This window comes from Enterobacter cancerogenus (assembly GCF_019047785.1).
GTDB classification, from domain to species: Bacteria; Pseudomonadota; Gammaproteobacteria; order Enterobacterales; family Enterobacteriaceae; genus Enterobacter; species Enterobacter cancerogenus.
Genome location: NZ_CP077290.1, coordinates 3621208 through 3648052 on the forward strand (window position 1 = coordinate 3621208; position 26845 = coordinate 3648052).

General features: G+C 54.8%; 26 protein-coding genes and 1 tRNA gene. 21 read left to right on the forward strand and 6 right to left on the reverse strand.

Annotated features, from left to right (window positions below; genetic code table 11):
* The first annotated feature begins 53 nt into the window (after nucleotides 1-53).
* Together sdhE and I6L58_RS17095 are read left to right on the forward strand one after the other, a co-directional pair.
* Nucleotides 54-320 (forward strand): FAD assembly factor SdhE, encoded by a 267-nt coding sequence (gene sdhE, locus I6L58_RS17090; RefSeq protein WP_006178375.1) that lies wholly within the window; start codon nucleotides 54-56, stop codon nucleotides 318-320.
* Entirely contained in the window at nucleotides 301-711 is a 411-nt protein-coding gene (locus I6L58_RS17095) for a protein YgfX (RefSeq protein ID WP_058608592.1), read from the forward strand. Before sdhE ends, I6L58_RS17095 begins: the two co-directional genes overlap by 20 nt.
* Before the next feature lie 7 nt (nucleotides 712-718).
* Here the strand turns inward: I6L58_RS17095 and fldB are convergent, their stop codons facing one another.
* Entirely contained in the window at nucleotides 719-1240 is a 522-nt protein-coding gene (gene fldB / locus I6L58_RS17100) for a flavodoxin FldB (RefSeq protein ID WP_006178373.1), read from the reverse strand.
* Nucleotides 1241-1341: 101 nt separating this feature from the next.
* Between fldB and xerD the strand changes: the two genes are divergently transcribed.
* From xerD to lysS, 5 genes are all read left to right on the forward strand, one after another.
* Complete coding sequence (gene xerD / locus I6L58_RS17105) at nucleotides 1342-2238, forward strand: site-specific tyrosine recombinase XerD (protein WP_006178372.1); 897 nt, start codon at nucleotides 1342-1344, stop codon at nucleotides 2236-2238.
* A gap of 28 nt (nucleotides 2239-2266) precedes the next feature.
* Nucleotides 2267-2980, forward strand: coding sequence for a bifunctional protein-disulfide isomerase/oxidoreductase DsbC (dsbC, locus tag I6L58_RS17110; protein ID WP_006178371.1), 714 nt, complete (start codon nucleotides 2267-2269; stop codon nucleotides 2978-2980).
* A 5-nt stretch (nucleotides 2981-2985) separates the two neighbouring features.
* Entirely contained in the window at nucleotides 2986-4719 is a 1734-nt protein-coding gene (gene recJ / locus I6L58_RS17115) for a single-stranded-DNA-specific exonuclease RecJ (RefSeq protein ID WP_088208587.1), read from the forward strand.
* Nucleotides 4720-4808: 89 nt separating this feature from the next.
* A protein-coding gene (prfB, locus tag I6L58_RS17120) for a peptide chain release factor 2 (protein WP_101737028.1) occupies nucleotides 4809-5907 on the forward strand; the annotation gives its coding sequence in 2 pieces (ribosomal slippage) (nucleotides 4809-4883 and nucleotides 4885-5907; 1098 coding nt in all).
* A 9-nt stretch (nucleotides 5908-5916) separates the two neighbouring features.
* Nucleotides 5917-7434: a lysine--tRNA ligase gene (lysS, locus tag I6L58_RS17125; protein WP_088208588.1), complete on the forward strand. Its 1518-nt coding sequence runs from the start codon at nucleotides 5917-5919 to the stop codon at nucleotides 7432-7434.
* A 47-nt stretch (nucleotides 7435-7481) separates the two neighbouring features.
* On the opposite strand, the gene idi is transcribed toward lysS, so the two are convergent.
* Nucleotides 7482-8024 (reverse strand): isopentenyl-diphosphate Delta-isomerase, encoded by a 543-nt coding sequence (idi, locus tag I6L58_RS17130; protein ID WP_006178364.1) that lies wholly within the window; start codon nucleotides 8022-8024, stop codon nucleotides 7482-7484.
* Nucleotides 8025-8175: 151 nt separating this feature from the next.
* Between idi and actS the strand changes: the two genes are divergently transcribed.
* From actS to I6L58_RS17145, 3 genes are all read left to right on the forward strand, one after another.
* Nucleotides 8176-8919 carry an amidase activator ActS gene (gene actS / locus I6L58_RS17135; protein ID WP_140418809.1) on the forward strand — a complete coding sequence of 248 codons (744 nt, stop codon included), beginning with the start codon at nucleotides 8176-8178 and terminating at the stop codon, nucleotides 8917-8919.
* 80 nt (nucleotides 8920-8999) lie between these two features.
* Nucleotides 9000-9073 (forward strand) — tRNA-Gly (locus tag I6L58_RS17140).
* Nucleotides 9074-9513: 440 nt separating this feature from the next.
* Nucleotides 9514-9828, forward strand: a complete 315-nt coding sequence (locus tag I6L58_RS17145; RefSeq protein WP_006178362.1) for a hypothetical protein — start codon at nucleotides 9514-9516, stop codon at nucleotides 9826-9828.
* On the opposite strand, the gene I6L58_RS17150 is transcribed toward I6L58_RS17145, so the two are convergent.
* A complete protein-coding gene (locus I6L58_RS17150) occupies nucleotides 9825-10634 on the reverse strand; it encodes a DUF4225 domain-containing protein (protein WP_088208590.1) in 810 nt (269 codons plus the stop codon). The genes I6L58_RS17145 and I6L58_RS17150 overlap by 4 nt on opposite strands.
* Nucleotides 10635-11406: 772 nt before the next feature.
* Here I6L58_RS17150 and yjdI point away from each other — a divergent pair.
* The 6 genes from yjdI (at nucleotide 11407) to I6L58_RS17180 (ending at nucleotide 18092) form a co-directional block, all read left to right on the forward strand.
* Nucleotides 11407-11637 (forward strand): 4Fe-4S mono-cluster protein YjdI, encoded by a 231-nt coding sequence (gene yjdI, locus I6L58_RS17155; RefSeq protein WP_006178359.1) that lies wholly within the window; start codon nucleotides 11407-11409, stop codon nucleotides 11635-11637.
* 10 nt (nucleotides 11638-11647) lie between these two features.
* Nucleotides 11648-11920: a GNAT family N-acetyltransferase gene (locus tag I6L58_RS17160; protein ID WP_088208591.1), complete on the forward strand. Its 273-nt coding sequence runs from the start codon at nucleotides 11648-11650 to the stop codon at nucleotides 11918-11920.
* A gap of 194 nt (nucleotides 11921-12114) precedes the next feature.
* Nucleotides 12115-12975 carry a ChaN family lipoprotein gene (locus tag I6L58_RS17165; RefSeq protein WP_088208592.1) on the forward strand — a complete coding sequence of 287 codons (861 nt, stop codon included), beginning with the start codon at nucleotides 12115-12117 and terminating at the stop codon, nucleotides 12973-12975.
* Nucleotides 12972-13748, forward strand: a complete 777-nt coding sequence (locus I6L58_RS17170) for an energy transducer TonB (protein WP_088208593.1) — start codon at nucleotides 12972-12974, stop codon at nucleotides 13746-13748. Before I6L58_RS17165 ends, I6L58_RS17170 begins: the two co-directional genes overlap by 4 nt.
* A 17-nt stretch (nucleotides 13749-13765) precedes the next feature.
* Complete coding sequence (locus I6L58_RS17175) at nucleotides 13766-15865, forward strand: S9 family peptidase (RefSeq protein ID WP_088208594.1); 2100 nt, start codon at nucleotides 13766-13768, stop codon at nucleotides 15863-15865.
* Nucleotides 15866-15875: 10 nt separating this feature from the next.
* Nucleotides 15876-18092: a TonB-dependent receptor domain-containing protein gene (locus I6L58_RS17180; protein WP_052302325.1), complete on the forward strand. Its 2217-nt coding sequence runs from the start codon at nucleotides 15876-15878 to the stop codon at nucleotides 18090-18092.
* 39 nt (nucleotides 18093-18131) lie between these two features.
* Here I6L58_RS17180 and I6L58_RS17185 read toward each other — a convergent pair whose 3' ends face one another.
* Complete coding sequence (locus I6L58_RS17185; RefSeq protein WP_006178348.1) at nucleotides 18132-19361, reverse strand: amino acid permease; 1230 nt, start codon at nucleotides 19359-19361, stop codon at nucleotides 18132-18134.
* A gap of 119 nt (nucleotides 19362-19480) precedes the next feature.
* Nucleotides 19481-19942, reverse strand: a complete 462-nt coding sequence (locus I6L58_RS17190; protein WP_042321875.1) for a multidrug/biocide efflux PACE transporter — start codon at nucleotides 19940-19942, stop codon at nucleotides 19481-19483.
* 105 nt (nucleotides 19943-20047) lie between these two features.
* Between I6L58_RS17190 and I6L58_RS17195 the strand changes: the two genes are divergently transcribed.
* The 3 genes from I6L58_RS17195 to I6L58_RS17205 all read left to right on the forward strand — a co-directional run bounded on the left by I6L58_RS17195 (nucleotide 20048) and on the right by I6L58_RS17205 (nucleotide 23186).
* Complete coding sequence (locus I6L58_RS17195) at nucleotides 20048-20914, forward strand: LysR family transcriptional regulator (protein ID WP_006178346.1); 867 nt, start codon at nucleotides 20048-20050, stop codon at nucleotides 20912-20914.
* Nucleotides 20915-21007: 93 nt separating this feature from the next.
* Entirely contained in the window at nucleotides 21008-22186 is a 1179-nt protein-coding gene (locus I6L58_RS17200) for an acetyl-CoA C-acetyltransferase (protein ID WP_006178345.1), read from the forward strand.
* A gap of 316 nt (nucleotides 22187-22502) precedes the next feature.
* Complete coding sequence (locus I6L58_RS17205; protein ID WP_006178343.1) at nucleotides 22503-23186, forward strand: oligogalacturonate-specific porin KdgM family protein; 684 nt, start codon at nucleotides 22503-22505, stop codon at nucleotides 23184-23186.
* A gap of 161 nt (nucleotides 23187-23347) precedes the next feature.
* On the opposite strand, the gene I6L58_RS17210 is transcribed toward I6L58_RS17205, so the two are convergent.
* The gene (locus I6L58_RS17210) at nucleotides 23348-24523 is read right to left on the reverse strand and encodes an oligogalacturonate lyase family protein (RefSeq protein WP_006178342.1); all 1176 of its coding nucleotides are present in this window, start codon (nucleotides 24521-24523) and stop codon (nucleotides 23348-23350) included.
* A gap of 412 nt (nucleotides 24524-24935) precedes the next feature.
* Between I6L58_RS17210 and kduI the strand changes: the two genes are divergently transcribed.
* On the forward strand, nucleotides 24936-25772 hold the full coding sequence (gene kduI, locus I6L58_RS17215) for a 5-dehydro-4-deoxy-D-glucuronate isomerase (protein WP_088208596.1): 837 nt from the start codon (nucleotides 24936-24938) through the stop codon (nucleotides 25770-25772).
* Nucleotides 25773-25835: 63 nt separating this feature from the next.
* Nucleotides 25836-26597 carry a 2-dehydro-3-deoxy-D-gluconate 5-dehydrogenase KduD gene (kduD, locus tag I6L58_RS17220; RefSeq protein WP_006178340.1) on the forward strand — a complete coding sequence of 254 codons (762 nt, stop codon included), beginning with the start codon at nucleotides 25836-25838 and terminating at the stop codon, nucleotides 26595-26597.
* Nucleotides 26598-26845: the final 248 nt, after the last annotated feature.

Below are 26845 nucleotides of genomic sequence, written 5' to 3' on the forward strand. Positions count from 1 at the left end.
AAGCACCTGTAATGGGATACCGACTGTGCCAAATGTAATGCAGGAAACAGAACATGGATATTAACAACAAGGCCCGTATCCACTGGGCGTGCCGTCGCGGTATGCGTGAACTTGATATCTCCATCATGCCGTTCTTTGAGTATGAGTACGACACCCTGAGCGACGACGATAAGCGGCTCTTTGTGCGCCTGCTCGAATCAGACGATCCGGATTTATTCAACTGGCTGATGAATCACGGCAAACCCGCCGACACCGAGTTGCAACGGATGGTGCAATTAATTCAAACACGGAATCGGGAACGTGGTCCTGTGGCAATCTGAACTTCGCGTCTCATGGCGCTCGCAGTGGATGTCTTTATTGCTCCACGGCCTGGTGGCGGCCTTTGTACTACTGATGCCGTGGCCCCTCAGCTACACGCCTCTGTGGTTGCTGCTGCTGTCATTTGTAGTGTTTGACAGCGTGCGCAGCCAGCGCCGGATTAATGCCCGTCAGGGTGAGATCAAACTGCTGATGGATTCCCGCCTGCGCTGGCAGGGAAAAGAGTGGGACATCATCGGTACGCCGTGGATGCTCAATTCCGGCATGATGCTGCGCTTGCGAAGCGTGGATGGAGAGCGTCGCCAGCACCTGTGGCTGGCGGCTGACAGTATGGACGCTGCCGAGTGGCGGGATCTGCGCCGGACAATGTTGCAGCAGCCGACGCAGGATTAATGGCGCGCTAGCTGAACTGCTCGGCCATTTCACCCAAAATTTGTTCGCACCAGTTTTGCAGGCGCTCGTCGCTGAGATCGTACTGATTGGTTTCATCCAGCGCGAGCCCGACAAAGAGCTGGCCGTCGGCGACGATCGGCTTTTTACTGGTGAACTCGTAGCCTTCAGTGGGCCAGTAGCCGATAAATTTCGCCCCTTTTGGTGCCAGCTTGTCGTGCAGCATTCCGAGTGCGTCCAGGAACCACTCGCCGTAGCCCAGCTGGTCGCCCATGCCGTACATCGCAATGATTTTGCCGTCAAGATTGAGCGTATCGAGTTGGTCCCAGATGGCTTCCCAGTCTTCCTGGATCTCACCGAAATCCCAGGTCGGGATACCGAGGATTAGCACGTCGTACTGCTCCATCAGCGCGGGGGCATCATCTTTCAGGTTATGCAGCGTCACCAGTTCCGGGCCAATGATGTCGCGGATTTTTTCCGCCGCCATTTCGGTGTAGCAGGTGCTGGAGCCGTAAAACAGACCAATATTCATCGCGTAACTATCTCAATTCTTGCTATGACATTGCGCGTAGTGTACCAGAAACCGATGGCAATCAGGCATAATGGGAAGATTGCAGAATCAAAGGGGCCGATGTGGAAAAGGATCTCGCACTTGTCGAACAGTTTCTTGATGCGCTGTGGCTGGAGAAGAATCTGGCCGAAAATACGCTCAGCGCTTACCGACGGGACCTCACCATGCTGGTGGAATGGCTGTCGCGCAGAAAACTCTCACTTGAGACCGTGCAACACGACGACCTGCAGGCGCTGCTGGGCGAGCGCGTGGACGGCGGCTACAAAGCCACCAGCTCTGCGCGCCTGTTAAGCGCCATGCGTCGCCTGTTCCAGCATCTTTTCCGCGAGAAGATCCGCGCGGACGATCCCAGCGCGCTGCTGGCATCACCCAAGCTTCCGCAGAGGCTGCCTAAAGATCTCAGCGAAGCACAAGTTGAGAGATTATTACAGTCACCCGCGGTTGACCTGCCGCTGGAGTTACGCGATAAAGCCATGCTTGAGTTATTGTATGCAACCGGCCTGCGCGTCTCTGAGCTTGTTGGGCTAACGATGAGCGATATCAGCCTGCGTCAGGGCGTGGTGCGCGTCATCGGTAAAGGTAACAAAGAGCGTCTGGTGCCGCTGGGCGAAGAGGCGGTGTACTGGCTGGAGACCTATCTGGAACACGGTCGGCCATGGCTTCTGAACGGCGTGTCTATCGATGTTCTCTTCCCGAGCCAGCGCGCGCAGCAGATGACGCGACAAACGTTCTGGCATCGCATCAAGCATTACGCCACACTGGCAGGTATAGACAGTGAAAAGCTGTCGCCGCACGTTTTGCGTCATGCCTTCGCGACGCATCTGTTAAACCACGGCGCGGATTTACGCGTGGTGCAGATGCTGTTAGGACACAGCGATCTTTCAACGACGCAAATTTACACCCATGTCGCGACGGAACGCCTGCGGCAGCTACACCAACAGCACCACCCTCGTGCGTGAGTGCAGACGAATTGTAACAGGATCAACTATGAAAAAGTCTTTCGCGCTGTTCACTTTGCTGGCAGCTTCTTTTACCGGTTTTGCCCACGCTGACGATGCCGCCATTAAACAGTCGCTGACCAAACTGGGCGTGACCAGCAGCGACATTCAGCCTGCACCGGTTGCAGGGATGAAAACGGTATTGACCAACAGCGGCGTGCTGTACGTGACCGAAGACGGTAAACACATCATCCAGGGCCCAATGTACGACGTGAGCGGCGCGCAGCCGATCAACGTGACCAACCAGCTGCTGATGAAAAACCTGAACGCGCTTGAAAAAGAGATGATTGTCTATAAAGCTGCGCAGGAAAAACACGTCATTACCGTCTTCACCGACATCACCTGTGGCTATTGCCACAAGCTGCATGAAGAGATGAAAGACTACAACGCCCTGGGGATCACCGTGCGCTATCTGGCCTTCCCGCGCGCTGGCGTACAGAGCCAGCCGGAGCAGGATATGAAGGCCATCTGGTGTGCGAAAGACCGCAACAAAGCGTTTGATGATGCCATGAACGGTAAAGGCGTTAAGCCTGCCACCTGTGATATCGACATCGCTAATCACTACGCGCTTGGCGTGCAGTTTGGCGTTAGCGGTACGCCGGCGATCGTGCTGAGCAACGGCTACGTTGTGCCGGGCTATCAGGGGCCAAAAGAGATGAAAGCATTCCTCGACGCGCACCAGAAACAGACTGGTGGTAAATAATCCGCGTGAAAGCCCCGATAACATTGCGCCGCCGCGACGCGGCTGACACGACAGGTTTACCCGCCGATCTTCCGCCGCTGTTAAAGCGGCTGTATGCCAGCCGTGGTGTCAAGGCGGCAGAAGATCTTGAGCGCAGCGTCAAGGGCATGTTGCCCTGGCAGCAGCTCAGCGGTGTCGAAAAAGCGACTGAGATGCTCTACAACGCGTTCCGTGAAGGGACGCGGATTGTGGTGGTAGGGGACTTTGACGCCGATGGCGCAACCAGCACCGCGCTGAGCGTTCTCAGCCTGCGCGCACTGGGCTGCGATAACGTTGCGTATCTGGTGCCGAACCGTTTTGAAGACGGTTACGGCCTCAGCCCGGAAGTGGTCGATCAGGCTCACGCGCGCGGCGCGCAGATGATCATGACCGTGGATAACGGGATCTCCTCCCATGCGGGCGTCGATCGTGCCCATGCGTTGGGGATCCCAGTACTGGTCACCGATCATCACCTGCCGGGGGATACCCTGCCGGATGCAGAAGCCATCATTAACCCCAATCTGCGCGACTGTGATTTCCCGTCGAAATCTCTGGCAGGCGTCGGCGTGGCGTTTTATCTGATGCTGGCGCTGCGCACGCTGCTGCGCGATAAAGGCTGGTTTGAATCGCGCGGTATTGCCGTGCCGAACCTGGCGGAATATCTCGATCTGGTGGCGCTCGGTACCGTGGCGGACGTGGTGCCGCTCGACACCAACAACCGCATTTTGACCTGGCAGGGCTTAAGCCGCATCCGGGCGGGCAAGTGCCGTCCTGGGATCAAAGCGCTGCTGGAAATTTCTAACCGCGATCCGCTCAAGCTGGCGGCCAGCGATCTCGGCTTTGCCCTTGGGCCTCGTCTCAACGCGGCGGGGCGGCTGGACGATATGTCCGTCGGCGTGGCGCTGCTGCTGTGCGACAACATCGGCGAAGCGCGCGTGCTGGCGAACGAACTGGATGCCCTGAACCAGACCCGCAAAGAGATTGAGCAGGGGATGCAGGCCGAAGCGTTGACCCTGTGCGAAAAGCTGGAGCGCAGCGGCGACACGCTGCCGGGCGGGCTGGCAATGTATCATCCCGAGTGGCACCAGGGCGTTGTCGGTATTCTGGCGTCACGCATTAAAGAGCGCTTCCACCGCCCGGTGATCGCCTTTGCGCCTGCGGGAGACGGCACGCTGAAAGGCTCGGGCCGCTCGATTCAGGGGCTGCACATGCGCGATGCGCTGGAGCGTCTTCACACGCTTCATCCGAATCTGATGATTAAGTTCGGTGGCCACGCAATGGCGGCGGGCCTGTCGCTGGAAGAGGCGAAGTTTGACGAGTTTCAGCGGCTGTTTGGCGAACTGGTGACCGCGTGGATCGATCCGGCGCTACTGCACGGTGAAGTGGTCTCTGACGGTGAACTCCCGGCAGCCGACATGACCATGGAAACGGCGCAGATGCTGCGCGATGCCGGTCCGTGGGGGCAGATGTTCCCTGAACCGCTGTTCGATGGCCGCTTCCGTCTGCTACAACAGCGCATTGTCGGCGAACGTCACCTCAAGGTGATGGTCGAGCCTGTCGGCGGCGGCCCGCTTCTGGACGGGATTGCGTTTAACGTGGACACCTCCGTCTGGCCGGACAACGGCGTGCGTGAGGTAGAACTGGCCTACAAGCTCGATATTAACGAGTTTCGCGGTAATCGCTCCCTGCAAATCATCATCGACAATATCTGGCCAATTTAGCGTCAGTAAAGCTACAAAAAAGGGCGTGGATTCGGTACAATCCCGCTCTTATCACCGCATTCTGACAAGCTCATAAAAGAAAACAGACCATGTTTGAAATTAATCCGGTAAAAAACCGCATTCAGGACCTCACGGAGCGCTCCGACGTTCTTAGGGGGTATCTTTGACTACGATGCCAAGAAAGAGCGTCTCGAAGAAGTAAACGCCGAGCTGGAACAGCCGGACGTCTGGAACGAACCTGAACGCGCGCAGGCGCTGGGTAAAGAACGTTCCTCCCTCGAAGCCATCGTAGACACGCTGGATCAAATGGCACAGGGTCTGGAAGATGTTTCCGGTCTGCTGGAGCTGGCCGTCGAAGCCGACGACGAAGAGACCTTTAACGAAGCCGTAGCAGAACTCGACGTTCTGGAAGAGAAGCTGGCACAGCTTGAATTCCGCCGTATGTTCTCCGGCGAATACGATAGCGCAGACTGCTATCTCGATATTCAGGCAGGTTCCGGCGGTACCGAAGCGCAGGACTGGGCCAGCATGCTGACGCGTATGTACCTGCGTTGGGCGGAAGCGCGCGGCTTCAAAACCGAAATCATCGAAGAGTCCGAAGGTGAAGTTGCGGGTCTGAAATCCGTGACCATTAAAATCATCGGCGATTACGCTTACGGCTGGCTGCGTACTGAAACCGGCGTACACCGCCTGGTGCGTAAGAGTCCGTTTGACTCCGGCGGCCGTCGCCATACCTCCTTCAGCTCCGCGTTCGTCTACCCGGAAGTGAATGACGATATCGATATCGAAATCAACCCGGCGGACCTGCGTATCGACGTTTACCGCGCATCCGGTGCGGGTGGTCAGCACGTTAACCGTACGGAATCTGCGGTGCGTATTACCCACATCCCAACCGGGCTGGTGACGCAGTGCCAGAACGACCGTTCCCAGCATAAGAACAAAGACCAGGCCATGAAGCAGATGAAAGCGAAGCTTTATGAACTGGAAATGCAGAAGAAAAATGCTGAGAAGCAGGCGATGGAAGATAACAAATCCGACATCGGCTGGGGCAGCCAGATCCGTTCTTACGTCCTTGATGACTCCCGCATCAAAGACCTGCGTACCGGGGTTGAAACCCGTAACACGCAGGCGGTGCTGGACGGCAGCCTGGACCAATTTATCGAAGCAAGTTTGAAAGCAGGGTTATGAGGAACCAACATGTCTGAACAACAATCACAGGGCGCTGACGCGGTAGTCGATCTTAACAACGAACTGAAAACCCGCCGCGAGAAGCTGGCTGCACTGCGCGAGCAGGGCGTGCCGTTCCCGAACGATTTCCGTCGTGACCACACCTCAGACCAACTGCACGCTGACTTCGACGCGAAAGAGAACGAAGAACTGGAAGCGCTGAACGTCGAAGTGGCCGTTGCTGGCCGTATGATGACCCGCCGTATTATGGGTAAAGCCTCCTTCGTGACGCTGCAGGACGTGGGCGGCCGTATTCAGCTGTACGTTTCCCGTGACGATCTGCCGGAAGGCATCTACAACGAGCAGTTCAAGAAGTGGGACCTCGGCGATATCCTCGGCGCGAAAGGCAAGCTGTTCAAAACCAAGACCGGCGAGCTGTCTATCCACTGCACCGAGCTGCGTCTGCTGACCAAAGCCCTGCGCCCGCTGCCGGATAAATTCCACGGCCTGCAGGATCAGGAAGCGCGCTACCGTCAGCGTTATCTGGATCTCATCTCTAACGATGAATCACGCAAGACCTTCAAAATTCGCTCTCAGATCATGGCCGGTATCCGCCAGTTCATGGTGAATCGCGACTTTATGGAAGTGGAAACCCCGATGATGCAGGTGATCCCTGGCGGCGCATCTGCACGTCCTTTCATCACTCATCACAACGCCCTGGACCTCGACATGTACCTGCGTATCGCGCCGGAACTGTACCTGAAGCGTCTGGTGGTGGGTGGTTTCGATCGCGTGTTCGAAATCAACCGTAACTTCCGTAACGAAGGCATCTCCGTGCGTCATAACCCAGAGTTCACCATGATGGAACTCTATATGGCGTATGCAGATTACAAAGACCTGATCGAGCTGACCGAATCCCTGTTCCGTACCCTGGCGCAGGATATTCTGGGCACCACGGAAGTGCCTTACGGTGAAGAGGTCTTCGACTTCGGCAAGCCGTTTGAAAAGCTGACCATGCGTGAAGCGATCAAGAAATACCGTCCGGAAACCGAGATGGCCGATCTGGATAACTTCGATTCGGCGAAAACGATCGCCGAAAGTATTGGTATCAAGGTTGAGAAGAGCTGGGGTCTGGGCCGTATCGTGACCGAGATCTTCGAAGAAGTGGCCGAAGCGCACCTGATTCAGCCAACCTTCATCACTGAGTATCCGGCTGAAGTTTCTCCGCTGGCGCGTCGTAATGACGAGAACCCGGAAATCACCGATCGCTTTGAGTTCTTCATCGGCGGCCGTGAAATTGGCAACGGCTTTAGCGAGCTGAACGATGCAGAAGATCAGGCGCAGCGCTTCCAGGACCAGGTAAATGCGAAAGCAGCCGGTGATGACGAAGCGATGTTCTTCGACGAAGACTACGTGACCGCGCTGGAGCACGGCCTGCCGCCTACTGCGGGCCTGGGTATTGGTATCGACCGTATGGTTATGCTGTTCACCAACAGCCACACCATCCGTGACGTGATCCTGTTCCCGGCGATGCGTCCGGTGAAATAAGTCGTAAAGACTAAAAAAAGCCCCGAGCGATGTTCGCCGGGGCTTTTTTATTGTGCGGCGAAGGCCCGAAGCGCGTCGCGCGCGACCGTTGCCTCCATGTTCATCCACGGGCTAAAGGCCCACGGCGCGGCATCAAGTGCGCGGAACAGCGCCTCAAGTTCAACCCACTGACAGTCCATCACTTCGTCGTCGTTGAGGGCGATGTCATTAATAACGCGCGCGGCATAGACCGGACAAATTTCGTTCTCGACGATCCCGGAAGGGTCAGTTTCGCAGTAGCGAAACTCCGTTGCCACGGGGGTAATGTCGACGAGCTCTGCGCCCACTTCGAAGCGGCAGCGGCGGATAATTGCTTGTTCAATCTCTTCACCCGTTTGTGGATGACCACATACGGAATTGGTCCAGACCCCCGGCCAGGCTTTTTTGCTCATTGCGCGTCGGGTGACGAGACATTCACCCCGGCTATTGAACAGCCAGGAAGAGAAGGCCTTATGTAGCGGCGTGTTTGACGTATGCGCGGCATACTTTTCCTGCGTGCCAATCGTCTTTCCCTGATTGTCCACTAAAATCACATGTTCCTGAATACTCATTCTTGCTCCAGTACCAAATTGCCGGAAAGGGCTGAATCATTATACGGCATTCTTATACGAACGGTTTGACCCGCAGAGCGGAAAAGGGCATGACCCAAACGAGGATCGACTGTTATCATAGTGCGCCATTCACGCTGAACGAGGATCTGATTTGTTTGCAGGAAGCCTGACCAGAAAGCCCATCACCGCCGTTTTCTGCCTGACGCTTGCGCTAATGTTAGCGGGATGTTCCGGCAGTAAATCCTCCGATATGGGCAGTTATTCCGGCGCGGTGTATACCGTAAAGCGCGGTGATACGCTGTACCGTATTTCGCGTGCGACGGGTACCAGCGTGAAGGAACTGGCGCGTCTGAATAATATCTCGCCGCCTTACACCATTGAGGTGGGGCAGAGGCTCAAGGTTAACGGCGGCTCCTCTGCAAAGAAATCGGGATCGTCAAAAGGCAAAACCGCCAAAGTGACGCCATCCTACACGGTGCCGCAATCCTCCTGGCCGCCGGTGGGGCAACGCTGCTGGATTTGGCCAGCCAGCGGCAAAGTGGTCGTGCCGTACTCCTTATCTGAGGGCGGCAATAAAGGCATTGATATCGCGGCGGCGCGCGGAACCCCGGTCTATGCGTCCGGCGCCGGGAAGGTGGTTTACGTCGGCAACCAGCTGCGCGGATACGGTAATCTCATCATGATTAAGCACGGTGAAGACTACATCACGGCTTATGCGCACAACGACACGATGCTGGTAAATAACGGGCAAAACGTGAAGGCCGGGCAGAAGATCGCGACGATGGGCAGCACCGGAACGGACTCGGTGAAACTGCATTTCCAGATCCGCTATAAGGCCACCGCCATCGATCCGCAGCGTTATCTCCCGGCTCCGGGCAGTAAACCGAAGTGCTAAGTGATTATTTTATCGCCGGTTAGCGTTGTGAAGGCTTGTCTCAAAATGCGTAAGGTCTATAATGCCTTACGCACCTCAAAGCGGGCGTAGTTCAATGGTAGAACGAGAGCTTCCCAAGCTCTATACGAGGGTTCGATTCCCTTCGCCCGCTCCAGTCTTCTGAAAATCAATAATTTACTATCCCTCAGTTAGTTACTTTTGGACAGATTCATCCAATGCATTTCAAGCCCGATGTGCGGCCCTATGAACCACGTGAACAGGTGAATAGTGGTAATCCGGTAGTTACAGGCCCGCCTCTGCCAGCGCTTCGCTCACGCTCCTAACGGTACACGAGCATCCTGATACGGTGTGCTCCCTCTGAAAATCTTATTTGGTCACTGGTGACTTTCGCAAAGCGAAACCAACCAGGTTGGCCTGATGAAGTCGCTACGCTCCGCTTGTTGCTTGGACCACTAACGGGGCTTTATGCTGCTATTGTCTGAAATCTGATACATTGCACAAACATCATGTGGAATGCTGTAAAATTCATCAGTATGATTGCTTGCACAATAAGCGATTGGGAAAACACTTCTGGAAGATAAGGGACGAGACGATATGAAAGTGACTGATGAGGCTTTGTTACGTTCAGGGTTTACGCAGCCCGAATTGCAGAAGATAAAAAGCAATATTGAAAAATATGGAGGAACGCTTGGAGAGGCCATAAATGACCTCGCTAGGCGATTTGTTACCTTGGCGGGAGTGGTGGCTGTGTGTGCCTTAGTCCTACTGCTACTTATCGTCTTCAGCTCACCTGACAGAGCAGTTGCATGGGGGCTGGCGATGACCTTTGGGGCTGCCATTATGTCTTTCGCACAGCCGCCGGTAATTTCCTATAAATCCTGGCGTTACCGAAAAACTATCAAGGATTAACTGGTTCCATTTTCTGTAGTCAACAGATCGAAAATCACTTTTGCTTTAACACCATAACCGACAATCTTCATTGTTAGCTTAGGAGTGCTCATTGTGCTGACTTTGCGATAGTAATCGTGTGGAAGCCAGCGGAATAATCTCCAGGCTCCAGTTTTTCGAGCGAGTCCTACAATGCTGTACACACTGGCACCAAGAGTAACACCATTATAGAGAGCCAGGCCTGCGTTAGGATTAAATCCCATGAACTGGGCCGTATGCATCGCGGAGTCAGCAATGATACCTTGCGAGGGTTTATGTCCTGCTGGCTGATCAAAGTTGAGCACTTCTTTCGTTAATCCGTTCATTCCATCGGCAATCAGGACTGCCCCAGCCAGCATACCAATCGGCCCCATAGTGGATAACATCATAAAGCCACCAAAGAGAACCACGCCTGATAGCACCACATTTACAGCGGATATAACATAACCGACGATTTTATTATTTTTCTTAACAAATTCGACCTTCGCGTAAAGCTGTGCGGACTTGGTTCTTAACAGACGCTCTTGTTCAAGCAAGCTGTTTGTTTCAGCACGCAGATTTTTGATGCATACAATGCATTCTTCATCGGTTTTAGCTCGTCGTGCTGTTTCAAATTCTTTCTCTACAACCTGTTTTATCTCTCCAACAAACTTGATACGCGTAAGACCATCTTGCAAATAGAATGCTGACAGCCGGTTTGCAGTTTCGACGAGTTTCCGGGCTTCCAGATTCACCATGGTATCTGACCATGTTCTGTTCCATCCCCTATTAAGCAGCGCGATATCCATAAAGCCTCCTTTCCTAAATGTATCTGGTCATTTTACGTGCAATAAGGTCGGAGACAACAGGAAATACATTTCCCAATATCTGATTTTAGCGGAAAGAACACATGATCAAACCTTGAAACTCCACGCCGCAATTCTTTATTTTTCATTGTCCGATGTTCCAAACGTATTGGAGTACGGGCAGGACTGCCAGCGAGTCACCAACGTAAACAAGTAAATGCTGTTTTCGTATCCCCTATATACCCCAGTGCAGCCTCGCATCCATGCCCGGCAAAAAATCCAGCCGACGACGATCCACATCACTAAGATGTGCCGCAATCTCAAAGTATATTTTCATGGTTGTTGTTATAGATGTGATTATTAACGTGGTAATGATTTTGAGGGGTGTTTTGTAAGGTAGTGGCTGACAGGACAAGCAACAAATTTTAATTGGATATTAGCAATACTGATAATTCGCTTATAATAATAAGAAAAAGGGCTTTAGCTACTTATACACTAATCATTTTCACAACCCGCTCCGTGGGCGCCCCGCTTCGCCTGCGCCAGGCCTTGTTTAAAAGCGCTTTTCTGCATCAAATATCGCTTCATGATGCCTGCCTTTCGTTCCGTCTGACAATGTCAGGCAGGAAACATACCAGAGCATGATATGCACAAAAACATGAAGCATCCGACGTGAGCAGCATTGTGACTGTCTTTACGTTTATCCACCTTATAGCCACAGCGACCGCCTGAGGCTATGCTTCATCCTGCATCATAATAATGAAGAGGCAATGTCATGGATAAAGAGCTCCTGGAAGCGGGGTACCGGGCCTATACCGGTGAAAAAATTGATGTCTATTTTAACACAGGGATCTGCAAACACTCGGGAAACTGCGTGCGCGGCAGCGCGGCGCTGTTCGACCTGAAACGTAAACCGTGGATTATGCCTGATGAAGTGGACGCTGAAACGGTTGTACGCGTCATTGATACCTGCCCAAGCGGTGCGCTGAAGTATCGCCAAAAATAAGTGAGGAACCATGGATATTCTGGAAGGCCATAATATGTTTTACGTGAACGATGCGAACGGGAATAAGGTTGCCGAAATTGTTTTCGTGCCAACCGGCGAGCACCTTAGCATTATTGAGCATACCGACGTTGACCCAAGCCTGAAAGGGCAGGGCGTTGGCAAACAGCTGGTGGCGAAAGTGGTGGAAAAAATGCGCGGTGAGCAGCGTAAAATCATCCCGCTCTGCCCGTTTGCCAAACACGAGTTTGATAACACCCGCGAGTATGACGATATTCGCGCCTGATCCGTCGACAGGGACGTCATCAACACCCATCCGCATGTAACAGCCTGAAAAATAAAGACCTGTTAATTAGCATGGTGATTAATTGTAAATGAGAATGATCTTGATATTCATTCTCATTGGCATTAATGTTTGCTCGTTGTTTATTCAATTTACGGGCGAAACCTTCAAATATAGAAGGTAAGACATTGATCACTATGAAAAAGAAAAGTATTACGGCATGGCTGCTGTTCTGTAGCACTCTGGTCCTGACTGGCTGCCAGTCAATGGATACTCCACCGCAGCTTGCTGCGCAACTTCCTCTCACCTCTCGCATTATTGATGCGCAAACGGGCAAGACGCTTACGCCCGATGCACTTCTGGCGGTGCTGAGCCGTGCGCCGACGGCGATCGTCGGTGAAGAGCACACCAACGCCGATCATCACGCCATTGAGCTTTGGCTTTTGCAAAACATGGTCAAGAAACGCCCGCAGGGCAGCGTGTTGCTGGAGATGTTAACCCCAGACCAACAGCCTGCGGTTGACCGTGTTAAACAGGCGCTGCATGACGGGGCCGCAATGCGCGAGCCGCGGATCCAGGAGGCGCTGCGCTGGAACGCGGGGTGGCCGTGGCCGCTGTACGGCGCGCTGGTGATGACCGCGCTTAAGGCCGATTACCCTTTGCTGGCGGCCAATATTACGCGCGAACGGATCGGCGAAATTTACCAAAATCCCGTTTTCCCGGCGGGTGAACACTCCTCTCAGAAAACTGTCCGCGACGCTCAGGCGTCCATCATCTACCTGATGCACGGCGGCGACATCCAGGCGGCGCAGATACAGGCGATGGTCGCTATCCAGAAAAACCGCGATCGGGCGATGGCGCAGGCGCTGATCGACGCGCCTAGGCCTGCCGTTCTGTTCGCCGGTGGCTACCATGCGGCGAAAGATATCGGTGTGCCAGTGCACATCCAGGATCTCAATGGCTCCGCGCCTGTCGTCCTGATGCTCGCGACTGAAGGCACCACGATAACGGCGAAGCAGGCGGATTACGTCTGGTTTGTGCCGGCCAGCAAACCATGAACCTGCACTGTGATATTCGCGCGCCCTGGGTAAGAGGGTCGGCCACCAGCGTCATTGCGCACGCCGCCATTGCGCTGCCGTTTATCCTGCATTTCGCCAGCCCGCCGCCGGTGGCCTCCCCGGCGGCGGTCATGGTCGCCTGGTCATCCGAGCTCGAAGTCTCGCTGCTTCACCCGACGCTGCCCCCCGGCATCAGCCAGCAGCGGAAGGTTGAGGCGATGAGCGCCGAAGACGCGCCGCAGCGCAAAGAAATGCCGGTGCTGCCGGTCGTCGACGGGGCGGAATTCCAGACGGTGGCGCGCAAGCCCGTGCAAAAAACGGTGAAAAAAACCGAGGTGAAAAAGACATCTCACCAGCAGCAGCGGGAAGAGAAGGGCAACGCGACCCTGACCAGCCGCGCGGCACCGCCCGTGCAGGCCATCGTCAGCACGCGCAACGCCGCGCCGCTTGATACGGACTCCGCCGTGCAAAGTCGCCAGACAATCGGCTGGGAGGCGCTGGTGAAAGGCAAAATCAACCGCATGCGCAATTACCCCGAAGATGCCCGACGGCGCAAACGCACCGGCACCGTGGTGATTGCCTTTAGCGTGAATGGCCGGGGTGAAGTGCTGGTCAGTCGGCTGGTGGACTCCTCCGGCACGCTGTCGCTCGACCGCGCCGCGCTGGATGCCCTGCAAAAAGCGCAGCCGCTCCCGCAGCCGCCGGCCAGTATTTTGCGCAACGGTATTCATAACGTGACGTTACCCGTGGAGTTTACGCTTCTCAGGATTTAAAACCGAAAGGACGACAAATGCACTATTTCCGGTTAATGGCCGCGGGCATTCTGCTTGCGGCACAGTGGGCTATTGCCCAAAACCTGCCGCAGCCGCCGGTGGCCAAAAAAGTGCCCCATGCGACGGAAATGTTTGGCGACACGCGTCAGGACGACTATGCCTGGATGCGCGACGATACCCGGCAAAATAAAACGGTGCTGGATTATCTGCGTCAGGAGAATCTCTACACGCAGCATATTTCCGCCCGGTGGCAGCCGTTAAAAACGCAGGTATATAAAGAGATGCAGGCGCGACAGGTTGAGGATAATTATACCCAGCCGGTACGTAAGGGACATTACCTTTATAAAGTCGACTATCAGCGCGGGGCGAATTTCCCGCGGATCCTGCGCCAGAAAGAGGACGAGACGGAATGGGCACTGGTGCTGGATACCGCCGGGCGCAGCAAAAATCACGACTATTATGCGCCGGGGCGTTTTACCGTCAGTGAAGATAATCGCTATATCGCGCTGGCGGAAGATTATACCGGCGACGGACAGTACCGTATTTCGGTCTATGACAGCCAGAATCGGCAATGGCTGAAAACGCAAATTAAACAGGCCTCTGACGATATCGTTTTCAGCAACGACGGCAAACTGCTCTATTACGTGGCGCTTCAGCCCGAGACGCTAACGCCAGACAACGTAATGCGCGTGGAGTTAAGGACCGGAAACAGGCACGCCGTCTGGCAGGAAAAAGACGGCCAGTTTTATACCGGCATCGCGCGTTCGGCCTCAGATAAGTATTTACTTATTACCCTTAGCGCCAATGATACTTCCGAAGTGCGCTATCTCTCTTTAGATCATCGCGATGCGCCTTTGCAGCTCTTACGCCCGCGCAGCAGCGGGACGGAATATTACGCCGATCACGCCAATGGCCGCTTTTATATTCGCAGTAACCACCAAAATAAATGCTTTGGCCTGTATCAGGGTGACGGAAAAACGGCCTGGCAGCGGGTGCTGACGCCTGAGAAAGATTATGAGCTGGAAGGGTTTACCTTATTTAACCGTGCGGTAGTGGTCGCAGAGCGCTACGACGGGAAAACCCATTACCGCAAATTGAATTTTGCGGACAACCACTGGCAGTCATTACATTTTCCGGATCAAACCTATATGGCGCGGACCGGCAATAATAGCGATGGCCGCGCCACCGTCTTTCACTATATCTACGCCTCGCTCGACCGCCCGCTTGGGTATTACACCTGGGATCTGGCGAGCGGTAAGGTCACGCGCATCCATCAAAAAGCCGTCCCCGGGCTGGTGGAAGGCACCTATACCAGCAGGCTGATCTTTGTTCCCGCGCGCGACGGCGAGTCCATTCCCGTGTCGCTTGTCTGGCGAAAAGATCGCTTTACGCAGGGACATAACCCGCTGCTGGTTTACGGCTACGGGGCCTACGGCATGAGCCTGGACGCGGCGTTCAGCGTGCCGCGCATGAGCCTGCTGGATCGCGGTTTTGTCTTCGCGCTGGCGCACGTGCGCGGCGGCGGCGAGAAGGGCGTGGGCTGGTATCTGGCGGGCAAAAAAGCCAATAAGCAGAACAGCTTCAACGACGTTATCGACGCCACGCGGGGCCTGGTGAAACAGGGCTATGGCGACGCCCGTCGCGTCTACGGCATGGGCGGCAGCGCGGGCGGCCTGCTGCTTGCGGGTGCGGTGAACCAGGCACCGGATCTTTTCCAGGCCGTGGTGCTCCAGGTGCCGTTTGTCGACGTGCTCAACACCATGCTGGATAAAACCCTGCCGCTCACTCAGCAGGAGTACGGCGAATGGGGCAATCCTAATACGGCAGCAGACTACAAAGCCATCAGGGCCTGGAGCCCCTACGACAATATTACGCCGAACGCCTGGCCGACGATGCTTGTCACCACCGGGCTGTACGACTCCCGCGTGCCTTACTGGGAAGCGGCAAAGTACGTCGCGCGTCTGCGCGCAACCAATACGCAAAAAAATAACGTTCAGCTCCTGAACGTCAATATGAATTCGGGGCATAGCGGCCGCAGCGGTCGTTATTCCCGTCTTGAGGACTCCGCCGAGGCGTTTAGTTTCCTCATTTTTGTTGATAGCCAGAAAAATAAATAAGGGGTGTATTTTGAAAAGCACACACGTCGTTGGCTATATGCTGACAGGGTGTCTTATTGTTCCCGTTACCACCTTCTCCGCTGAGAAAGAAGGGGAATCGGTATTTTCGACATTGACCATTACGGATAACGCACAGGCAGAAACGAACCATCCCGGCTCGTCGGCAGAAACCTATACGCGCCCGGGTGCCTACAGCTCGCGCACGCTGAACGAGAATCTGCAAAGCCTGGACGCCTCGTTGCGCAGCATGGCGGGGACATATACGCAAATCGATGCGCTACAGGGGGCGGTGAACGTTAACATTCGCGGGATGAGCGGGCTGGGGCGCGTTAATACCATGGTGGATGGCGTGACGCAGACATACTACGGTATGGCACCCACAACCTATCACTTCGGGCAAAATAACGGCGCAGGCGTGCTAATCGATCCTAACTTTCTTGCCGGGGTTGACGTCACGCGCGGCAGCAGCGCCGGATCGCAAGGCGTGAACGCCCTGGCAGGCAGCGCCAACATGCGCACGCTGGGCATTGATGATGTGATCAAAGCGGGAAGGCAAACCGGCGTCCTTTCGCGCTTTTCGGTTGGCGATAACGGCCTGGGGCGGACCGGGATGGTGACGGTGGCCGGTAAGGCCGATCCCTTTGATAACGGCGGGCTGATCGGCGCGCTGGTGGGCATCAGCGGCAGCCGGACCTACGCCACCTTCGATAACGGTGGCGGGCGCAGCAGCAGTGAGTTTATCGGCGAGGACGTGAAGTATATGCGCCAGGAGCCACGCTCCCAACTGTATAAGCTCAACTTTGATCCTAATCCGTACCATCATATCGAGTTTGCCGGGCGTAACTATCAAAACGTCTTTACCCGACGCGATATCACCAGCGACGATTATTACCTGCGCTACAACTTTGCGCCGCTCACCGAGCTGATCGATTTTAACCTGCTGGCCAGCACGAGCCGTGCCGAGCAGGATTACAAGCCGGAATCGCTGTACAACTTTAATAACGCCTCGACGGAGAATAAATCGAACGCGCTGGATATGAGTAACACCAGTCGGTTCCGCTACGCCGATATTGACGTCGCGTTTCTGTTCGGCGGTAAGCTGATGGACACCGAATACACCCGCCGTTTTGAGCAGGATAACGATACCGACAGGAACGCCTTTGTGCCGTCCGGTAAGCAGAAGATTTCGTCGCTTTATACCGGCTTAACCCTGAATAAAAGCATCTACCAGCTCGATCTCAACCTCAACTACACCCGCAGCAAGGTGTCAGGCATAAAACCGGCCTGTGACGCCAACGAAAAATGTTTCCCGCAGGGGGAGGCAACGATCGACCTGGACGATAAAGCGCTCAACCCGTCCGCGACCTTGTCTGCCCAGGTCACGCCGTGGCTGCAGCCTTTCGTCGGCTGGAGTCGCTCCTCCCGCGCGCCTAACGTGCAGGAGGTCTTTTTCGCGAACGAGGGTGGCGCGTCGATGAACCCGTTCCTGAAACCGGAGAAGGCGGATACCTGGCAGGCGGGCGTCAATATCGTCAAAGAGGGGCTGCTGACGGAAAGGGATTCGTTCCACATGAAGGCGCTGGCCTACGAGTCGCGCATTAAAGATTACATCAACAGCGAATCCTTTTTCCTGTGCTACGACGGGTCGCGCTGCAAGGATATTGATAACTCGGCGAGCGGCTTCAATGCCAATATCTACATCAATACGCCGTCCCCGGTAACGTCCCGGGGGTATGAAATCGAAGCCGGATACGATGTCGGCTATGCCTATGTCAACGTCACCTGGAGCAAGCAGCAGACGGATCAGCCTACCTCTATCGCCAGCACCAGCTACAGCTTTGCCTACGACGACATGAGCGATCTGCCTGACTATTACGCCACGCTGGATCTTGGCGCTCGCTTTTTCGATGAAAAGCTGGTGGTGGGGAGCCTGTTTAAATTCACCGGGAAATCAAAACGCCTGAGCACCGAAGGCATCAGTATTGATTCGAATACGGTCCCGAAAGAGAGCATGCCTGATATTCCGACCATCGTCGATCTCTACAGTAGCTATCAGGTGACGGATAACGTCCTGCTGCGTCTGGGCGTGCAGAACGTCACTAACCGCGATTACTCCGAGGCGCTCAACCGCATGAATCAGAGTCTGGACAATGCCGTTGAAGGGGCGTCGCTGAATACCACGGCGCGCGGCCGAACCTGGATTGCGGGCGGGGAAATTCGCTTCTGATAAAAAGCGGTGTTCAGCCGGGCGCTGAACACCGTGTGTTTAACCGACGAACATTACCGATACACACAGCACGCCGACGATCAGCGTCAGCAGGTTGCCGATGGAGCGGTACGGCTTGAGCGAAGGGATAAGGTAGGTCGAAAGCGTTGGCATGATGAACAAGATCATGGCAATAAGCGGGCCGCTGATGGCGTAAATCATCGAGATGGCATTCGGATTAATGCAGCAGACCACAAAGGTGATCAGCGACACGCCCAGAATGGAAATCGCGCGGTTAAAGGCGCGGCTTTTCTTTACGCCCACCTGATTCAGGCCCGATTTGACGATCTCCGTTGCCCCTTCAATCACCCCGAAATAGGTGCCAAGGAACGATTTTGACATCGCGACAATCGCCACAATAATGCCGGAGACCCCCAGCCAGGCCGGAGACGAAGGCATCATCGACAGCGCAGAGAGGATGGTGACCCCTTCCTCTTTGGCGGCGACGATATAGGACGGCGGGATCGAGAGCAGGCAGCTGAACACAAAGAACAGCACGCTCAGGCAGATGATCAGGTAAGCCACCTTCATGATTTTTTTGCATTTACCCATGGCCGCGTCACCGTATTTTTCGCGACGGTCAACGGCAAACGTCGAGATAATCGGGGTATGGCTAAAAGCGAAAACCATCACCGGGATCGAAATCCACACCTGATGCAGCGTATGTTTATCGAACGCCATCTGGCTGGTCAGAAGCGTTGGCTCCCAGCTGCCGGTCAGATAGAGCGACACAAACAGGAAATAGGCAATCAGCGGGAAGACGAGGAAACCCATGACCTTGATGGTGATGTGGCGGCCCATCAGGAAGATCAGATTCAACACCAGCACCACGCCAAAGCTCACCAGCATTCGCTCCGGGAGCGTAATCGCCATGCGCTTCGCCAGCTGTTCGGTTAAGGAGTTGGTGATCGCCACCGCGTAGATCAGCACCACCACAAAGAAGGCAATGAAATAGAGCGTGGTGATTAGGTTACCGATCTTCTTGCCGTAGTAGTGATTCACCGCGCCGGTGATGCCCTCGTTGCCTGTGGTTTTCGAGGACAGGATAAACTGCGCGAGCGCTTTATGCGGCCAGTAGGTTAAGGGATATGCCACGAGGGCAGTAATCAGCAGGACGAGTGCGCCTGCGGAGCCGAGCTGAATGGGCAAGAACAGCGTTCCTGCGCCCACGGCAGTGCCGTAGAGGGCGAAACTCCAGAGAGTCTCTTCTTTTGACCAAATTTTCGACATTAGAGCAACGTATCAACTGTAAAACGAACAAAAAGAAGTGCAATTTACCATAATTGTGAGCGGAGGGCGCAGTTGCTTCGAAGGAGATTGGCCGGCGATGAAAGCCGGCCTGAGGGAAATCAGTTTGCCAGGGCGCGTCGCTGCTGGCGTCGCTTGATGATTTTCTCGCGCAGAGTGTCATACGCCCAGTTATAAAACATGGTGTAGGGCAGGAAGAACAGGAAGAACCCAATCTCCAGGGACAACGCCTGCCACAGCGTGACGCCCAGCACCGCAGCAACGATGGAGACGCCGATGACGATAAACCCGCACTCGAACCCCAGCGCGTGCAGGGCGCGCACTTTAGCCGTGCGTTTGATGCGGTGAACGGGCCAGAACCGGTCGAAGCCGAAGTTATAGATAATGTTCCAGAGCATCGCGGTGGTCGCCAGAATAATGGTTAACCCGCCCATTTCAACGACGGAGCGCTGCATAAAATACGCCGCCGTCGGGGCGAGGATCGCCGTGGCAATCCCTTCAAAACAGACGGCATGAAAGATCCGCTCCGGCAGTTTACGTTGGAGTGCATCCTGATGTTGCATAGCGTTAGACCTCGTTATTTCGCCAGGTGGGGCGTTAATGCCGCCTATTTTTATCGCTAAAGATGATATATAAAAGATAGTATCCATCGATAAAGTAGATACTTCATGCGTTACTCTCCCGAAGCTCTCACCGCCTTTGTTGAAACCGTTGCCGCCGGCTCTTTTTCCGCCGCCGCGCGCCGCCTGCGCAAAAGCCAGTCCACCATCAGCACCTCGATAGCGAACCTGGAGGCCGACCTCGGGTTTGATCTCTTCGACCGCTCGGCGCGCCAGCCGGTGTTAACCAGCCAGGGTGAGCAGGTGCTGGGCTACGTGCAGTCGATTCTTGCCGCCAGCGCCCGTCTGGACGAGCTGGCGGTGTCGCTGACCGCGCAGACCGAAGCGCGCCTGACGTTCGTGCTTTCCGATACGCTCAACCCGGACGTACTGGAAGATCTGATGAACCAGTTCGACCAGCGTTTTCCCCATACGGAATTCGAATGCCTGATTGGCGAGGAAGAGGACGTCATCGACCTGCTGCAGAAGGAGCGGGCGCAGATTGGCCTGACGGAAGCGCGGGAAAGCTACCCGACCGATATTGGCGTGACCCGGCTTCCCATGCAGACCCGGATGGCAATCTACGTCTCGGCGAACCACCCGCTGGCGGGTCAGCATGAGACGAAAGCCGATGAGCTGCACGGCTGGCGCGAGCTTCAGCTGAGCACCTACCTCGAGCGGGAGGCGACGCGGGCGCGCGGGCCGGTCTGGTCCGCGCCGAATTACCTGTTACTCCTGAGTATGGCCGTGCAGGGTTTTGGCTGGTGCGCGTTGCCCTGTGCGCTGGTGGATGAATTCGCGGCCGCAAAATCGCTGGTTCAACTCAACGTGCCGGGCTGGCCGCGATCGATAGCCATCGATCTGCTGTGGAATAAACGATCGCCACCTGGCGTCGCGGGAAGCTGGCTGCGCCAGTATTTGCAGGACGCACGCTAATCCTTGTGATTAAACTCACTATTTTTAAACAATTGCATCAATTGTTGATAACAATCCTCTACTATCGTCCTGTCATTTTGCACAGAGGTCGTGATGAAAGATGTCGTTATAGTGGGTGCGTTGCGTACGGCTATCGGCTGTTTTCAGGGAGCGCTTGCGCGTCACTCTGCGGTCGATCTCGGCAGTGTGGTGGTCAAAGCGCTGGTCGAACGCAGCGGGATCGCCGCACATGAAATAGACGAGGTGATCCTCGGCCAGGTGCTGACCGCGGGCGCGGGGCAAAACCCTGCCCGTCAGGCGGCGCTCAAGGGCGGTTTGCCGAATACCGTCTCTGCGATAACCATCAACGATGTCTGTGGATCGGGCTTAAAGGCGCTCCACCTGGCGACTCAGGCCATTCAGTGTGGCGAAGCGGAGGTGGTGATTGCCGGAGGCCAGGAGAACATGAGCCGCGCCCCGCACGTCCTGACCGACAGCCGCACCGGCGCGCAACTCGGCAACAGCCAGCTGCTCGACAGCCTGGTGCATGACGGGCTGTGGGATGCCTTCAATGACTATCACATGGGCGTAACGGCAGAGAATCTGGCGCGTGAATACGGCATCAGCCGTGAGCTTCAGGACGCCTACGCCCTGAGTTCACAGCAAAAGGCGCGTGCCGCCATTGATTCCGGGCGTTTTCGCGATGAAATCGTCCCGGTCAGCACACAGCGGCAGAACGGCGAGGCCATTGCGGTGGACACCGACGAGCAGCCGCGCACCGACGCCAGCGCAGAAGGGCTGGCAATGCTCAATCCCGCTTTTGAAACGCTTGGATCCGTCACCGCAGGCAATGCCTCGTCCATTAACGACGGTGCGGCGGCGGTGCTGATGATGAGCGAAAGCAAAGCGCAGGAGCTGAATCTCCCTGTGCTCGCGCGCATTAAAGCCTTTGCCAGCGTAGGCGTCGATCCTGCACTGATGGGGATCGCCCCGGTCTATGCCACCCGACGCTGCCTTGAGCGCGCGGGCTGGCAGCTTTCCGACGTCGATCTGATAGAGGTTAACGAAGCCTTTGCGGCGCAGGCGATTTCGGTGGGCAAAATGCTGGAATGGGACCCGCTGCGGGTTAACGTTAACGGCGGGGCAATCGCACTCGGTCATCCGATTGGCGCGTCTGGCTGCCGCATTCTGGTCTCCCTGGTCCACGAAATGAAAAAACGTAACGCTCATAAAGGGCTGGCAACGCTCTGTATCGGCGGTGGGCAAGGGGTGGCGCTGGCGATTGAACGCTGACGGTTCTGCCTCTGAGAAAACCTCCTGCCGGGAGGTTTTTTTTTGACATCCGGAAATCTATTTTTACCCTTATCAGCTCTTTCTGATGCATTTAAAAACGCTTACGCGCGAAATAATTAACGCCGCTAAGTGCTTTGTGTGATCTCTCTCCTGAAATTTACCCTTAATCGCCGCGTTTTGTTGATGGGCTTCACGTCCATTCTTGCCAAAAAAAGTGAAACAAATAATTTCGATCCTGGTCACTAAAATAACGTTATTTAAAAAATAAACTCCAGTTTCATAAAAACGAAACGTTATTTTAATTGAGGGTTTTGTCATGTTTAAACAATCTCTGGTCCTTGCTTCCCTTATTGGTGCGTCATTCGCGGCACAGGCCGTCACGGTCGACCTGCGCCACGAATACATCGATAGCGGCTCGAATGCGGACCGCGTCTCGGTCTCGCATCGCTTTGCCAATGGCCTGGGTTTTTCTGTTGAAGCGAAATGGAAATCCGGTGGTGATAAGGCCGACCGGCCATTTACCGATATGGTGGGTAACGGTCATGAAGATCAAATTAGCTGGCGCTGGAAAGCCACGGACAATATTGCGCTGACGCCTGCATTTACTATTGAGAGCAATGACAGCCGAACTATCTATAAACCGAATCTGCATCTGCAATATAGCTTCGACAGTGGCTTCTATGTGGCTGCGCGTTACCGCTATGAATATACTCGCTATCCGTCCAGCGCAAATAAAGAAGACGATAAAGTTAACCGTGGCGATGCGTGGGTAGGCTGGGTATTAGGTGACTGGCGTACCGAGCTGAACTATGTTTATGCGAAAAGTTCAGAAGGCATGGTTCGTAATAACAATAAAGATTACTCCAACGAATATAACGCCAAGCTGGCGTATAAATGGGATAAAAACTGGGCGCCGTATGTTGAAGTTGGCAACGTGGGTGTGAAAGAGACCGATGAGCGTCAGACCCGTTTCCGTTTAGGCGTGGCGTACTCGTTCTAATCATTCAACGCCTTCCCCAAAAACCGCCGGGTGGTGCTAACGCTTACCCGGCCTGCTCTTTTCCTCCATTTCACTGGCCGGCAAAAAATAATCGCGCAATCAGCTAAAAAAAAGCCCTCCGTAGCGGAGGGCAAGGCCAGTTACAGAAACACAAACTCAAATCATGCATGCAACATGTCGGGTTGCTCGGGGAGTTTCGCGATATAGAGCGCCGGTTTGCCGTCTTTATCGGAACTGTACAGTACCGCCTTATCATCCGGCGTAAAGGAGGGATGCGGATGGGTGACCTGGCGGCTGTTCGCGACCGTCGCCCAGGAGGTATCGTGACGGGCGATACGGAACCAGGCTTTTTCCGCCACGTTAAAGCCATAAAGATACGGATCGTTATCGATGGTATAGCCACCGGTGTCTTTCACATCGACCGGCGTGCCGGAGCCATCGCCTACCAGCAGGGTGCCGTCAGCGTTGCTCATCAGGTGTGAACAGGCGGGCATCTGCATCACCTCTTCATTCACGCCACTCTCCGGGTTAAAGCGGCTGATGGTGCGCCCCTGTTGCCCTTTTAAATAAGAGACATATATCAGTGCAGAACCGTCCGGTACCCAGAATTCGTGGGTGCAGCTTTCGCCTTCTGCGTGCGCTTTTACCTTACGCACGTTGCTACCGTCTTCGTTAACCAGCCACATGCGGGCATCGACCAGGTCGTGCGGGCCTTCATGGCAGAAGGCCACGGTATTGTCATCAAACGGGCGATAGATCGGATGGCCGAGCCAGATTTTCTCGTCGAGAATGGTCGTGCTTTCGCCGGTTTTCAGGTCCACGCGCAGCAGGCGGCAGTGCGGCCCTTTGTGGAAAAAGTCGTGGAAAATTTTCCAGTCGTTTAGCGGCGTCCAGTCAGCTTTGTCAATTTCGATCCCCACCAGTTTGGTGCAGTCGCTGTTGGCAACCCAGGTGCCATAGCCGACCCACTCATCGGGGACCCGGTACACTTCGCGCTCGGCCAGGGTCTTTAAATTCACCTCCAGCAGCGTGCGATCGTTCTTCACATAGTAGAACGAGGTGTCATCCGGCGAGAGGAACCCGCCGAAGGTGTTATCACCCGCACCTTCCGTCAGCTGCACCGCTTCTGCATTTTTCAGATCCAGCAGGTAGTAATTCCAGTGACCGTCAAATTCCCCGGCAAACAGCAGATGGCTGCCATCGTTAAAGAAGCACTTCTGGTAGAAGTAGTTGCGATGACAGGTTACCTCGGGCGGGGTCAGGCGGGTGACTTCCACGCCCGTATCCGGATCGCGGCTGACCGCATAGTTCAGCTTGACCCGCATACCTTTAGCCATAATGCACTCCTTTAAAAGAGAAAAGTTGAATTGAAAACTTGCCTCTAAATTATCAAAACATCGTTTCAATGTGTGTGACTGGCCGCGCACTTTGTAATAAAGAGTAACTGCTAAGCCGCAATCTTTGATTTTTAACGCGAAATGTTTTTGTCGGCGTTAAAAGTTCAAGGTTTTATAATGCATTGTTTCTTATCATAAATATTCATTTCGTTCCCTTTGTCTCATTTCGCTGGTGGCGGACAATCGTGATCCGAACGCCATTTTTGCTATAAACTCACAGAAAAATTGAAACGTTGTTTTAAATGTAATTGAAAACCCCTGATTCAAGGGATAGTATGTCTTCATCAACAAAACGGAACATCGTTTCGTTAATTATCTCTGCCTTCGGGCACGATCAATTCTGGAGGTTAAGGTGGACGTCAGACAAAGCATCCACAGTGCGCATGCAAAAACGCTGGATACCCAGGGGCTGCGCAGTGAGTTTTTAGTTGAGCAGGTTTTTACAGCCGATAACTACACCATGGTGTATAGCCACATTGACCGCATTATCGTCGGTGGGATCATGCCGGTTGCAAAAACCGTCTCAGTAGGCGGGGAAGTGGGTAAGCAGCTGGGCGTGAGCTATTTTCTGGAGCGTCGTGAGCTGGGCGTGATCAACATCGGCGGGCCGGGCACCATTACCGTCGACGGCCAGTGCTACGAAATCGGCCATCGCGATGCGTTGTACGTGGGGAAAGGGGCCAAAGAGGTGGTGTTTTCCAGCATCGATAGCGGTAAACCTGCGAAGTTTTACTACAACTGCGCCCCGGCCCATACCTCTTATCCCACCAAAAAAGTGACCCCGGCGGACGTGGCTCCGGTCACGCTTGGCGATGACCTCACCAGCAACCGCCGCACCATCAACAAATACTTTGTGCCGGATGTGCTGGAAACCTGCCAGCTGAGCATGGGGCTGACCGAGCTGGCGCCGGGTAACCTGTGGAATACCATGCCGTGCCATACCCACGAACGCCGCATGGAAGTTTACTTCTACTTCAATATGGATGACGACGCCTGCGTGTTCCACATGATGGGGCAACCGCAAGAAACGCGTCATATCGTGATGCATAACGAACAGGCGGTCATTTCGCCGAGCTGGTCGATTCATTCAGGCGTGGGAACGAAAGCCTATACCTTCATCTGGGGTATGGTCGGTGAAAACCAGGTCTTTGATGACATGGACCACGTCGCAGTAAAAGATCTGCGCTAGTCGCAGGCAGTTAAGTTTAAACCTGCCTGTTGGTGACAGGCGCTGATAGAGTGAGGAACAAACATGATTCTGGATGCATTTTCTCTGCAGGGTAAAGTGGCTGTCGTGTCCGGTTGTGACACCGGGCTGGGTCAGGGGATGGCGTTAGGCCTGGCGGAAGCGGGCTGCGATATCGTGGGCATCAACATCGTTGAACCAACGGAAACCATCGAGCGCGTTACCGCGCTGGGCCGCCGCTTCCTGAGCCTGACCGCCGACCTGCGTCAAATTGACGTCATCCCGGAGCTGCTGGAGCGCGCGGTGGCGGAGTACGGACATATCGATATTCTGGTCAACAACGCGGGCCTGATCCGTCGCGAAGACGCGATCAGCTTTAGCGAGCGCGACTGGGACGACGTCATGAACCTGAACATCAAGAGCGTGTTCTTTATGTCTCAGGCGGCGGCGAAGCACTTTATTGCCCAGGGCAACGGCGGCAAGATCATTAATATCGCGTCGATGCTCTCCTTCCAGGGCGGTATTCGCGTGCCATCCTACACGGCGTCTAAAAGCGCGGTAATGGGCGTTACCCGCCTGCTGGCGAACGAGTGGGCGCAGCACAACATCAACGTTAACGCGATTGCACCGGGCTACATGGCGACTAACAATACCCAGCAGCTGCGTGCTGATGAAGAGCGTAGCGCGGCTATCCTTGAGCGTATCCCAGCGGGACGCTGGGGCCTGCCGAGCGATCTGATGGGGCCGGTTGTCTTCCTGGCTTCCCCGGCGTCTGACTATATCAACGGTTACACCGTGGCTGTTGACGGCGGCTGGCTGGCGCGTTAATACCCCAGTCGGTAATAACCTCTGCCCTTGGGCGGAGGTTTTTTTTGCCTCGAAATACCCATTATCCATATCGCCAAAGATGAAAAATCCATATTGATAAATGTGGGTTGATGCTGGTCACACTATAATCTGTTGTAAATTAAGAAATTAGTAAAAGCAGAGGATTATTCAGGATTAGTTGAAAGTGTAATGTCCATCACATAACGTTACCTTGCAGCGAAATAATCCATATCTTCACCAGTTCCGGC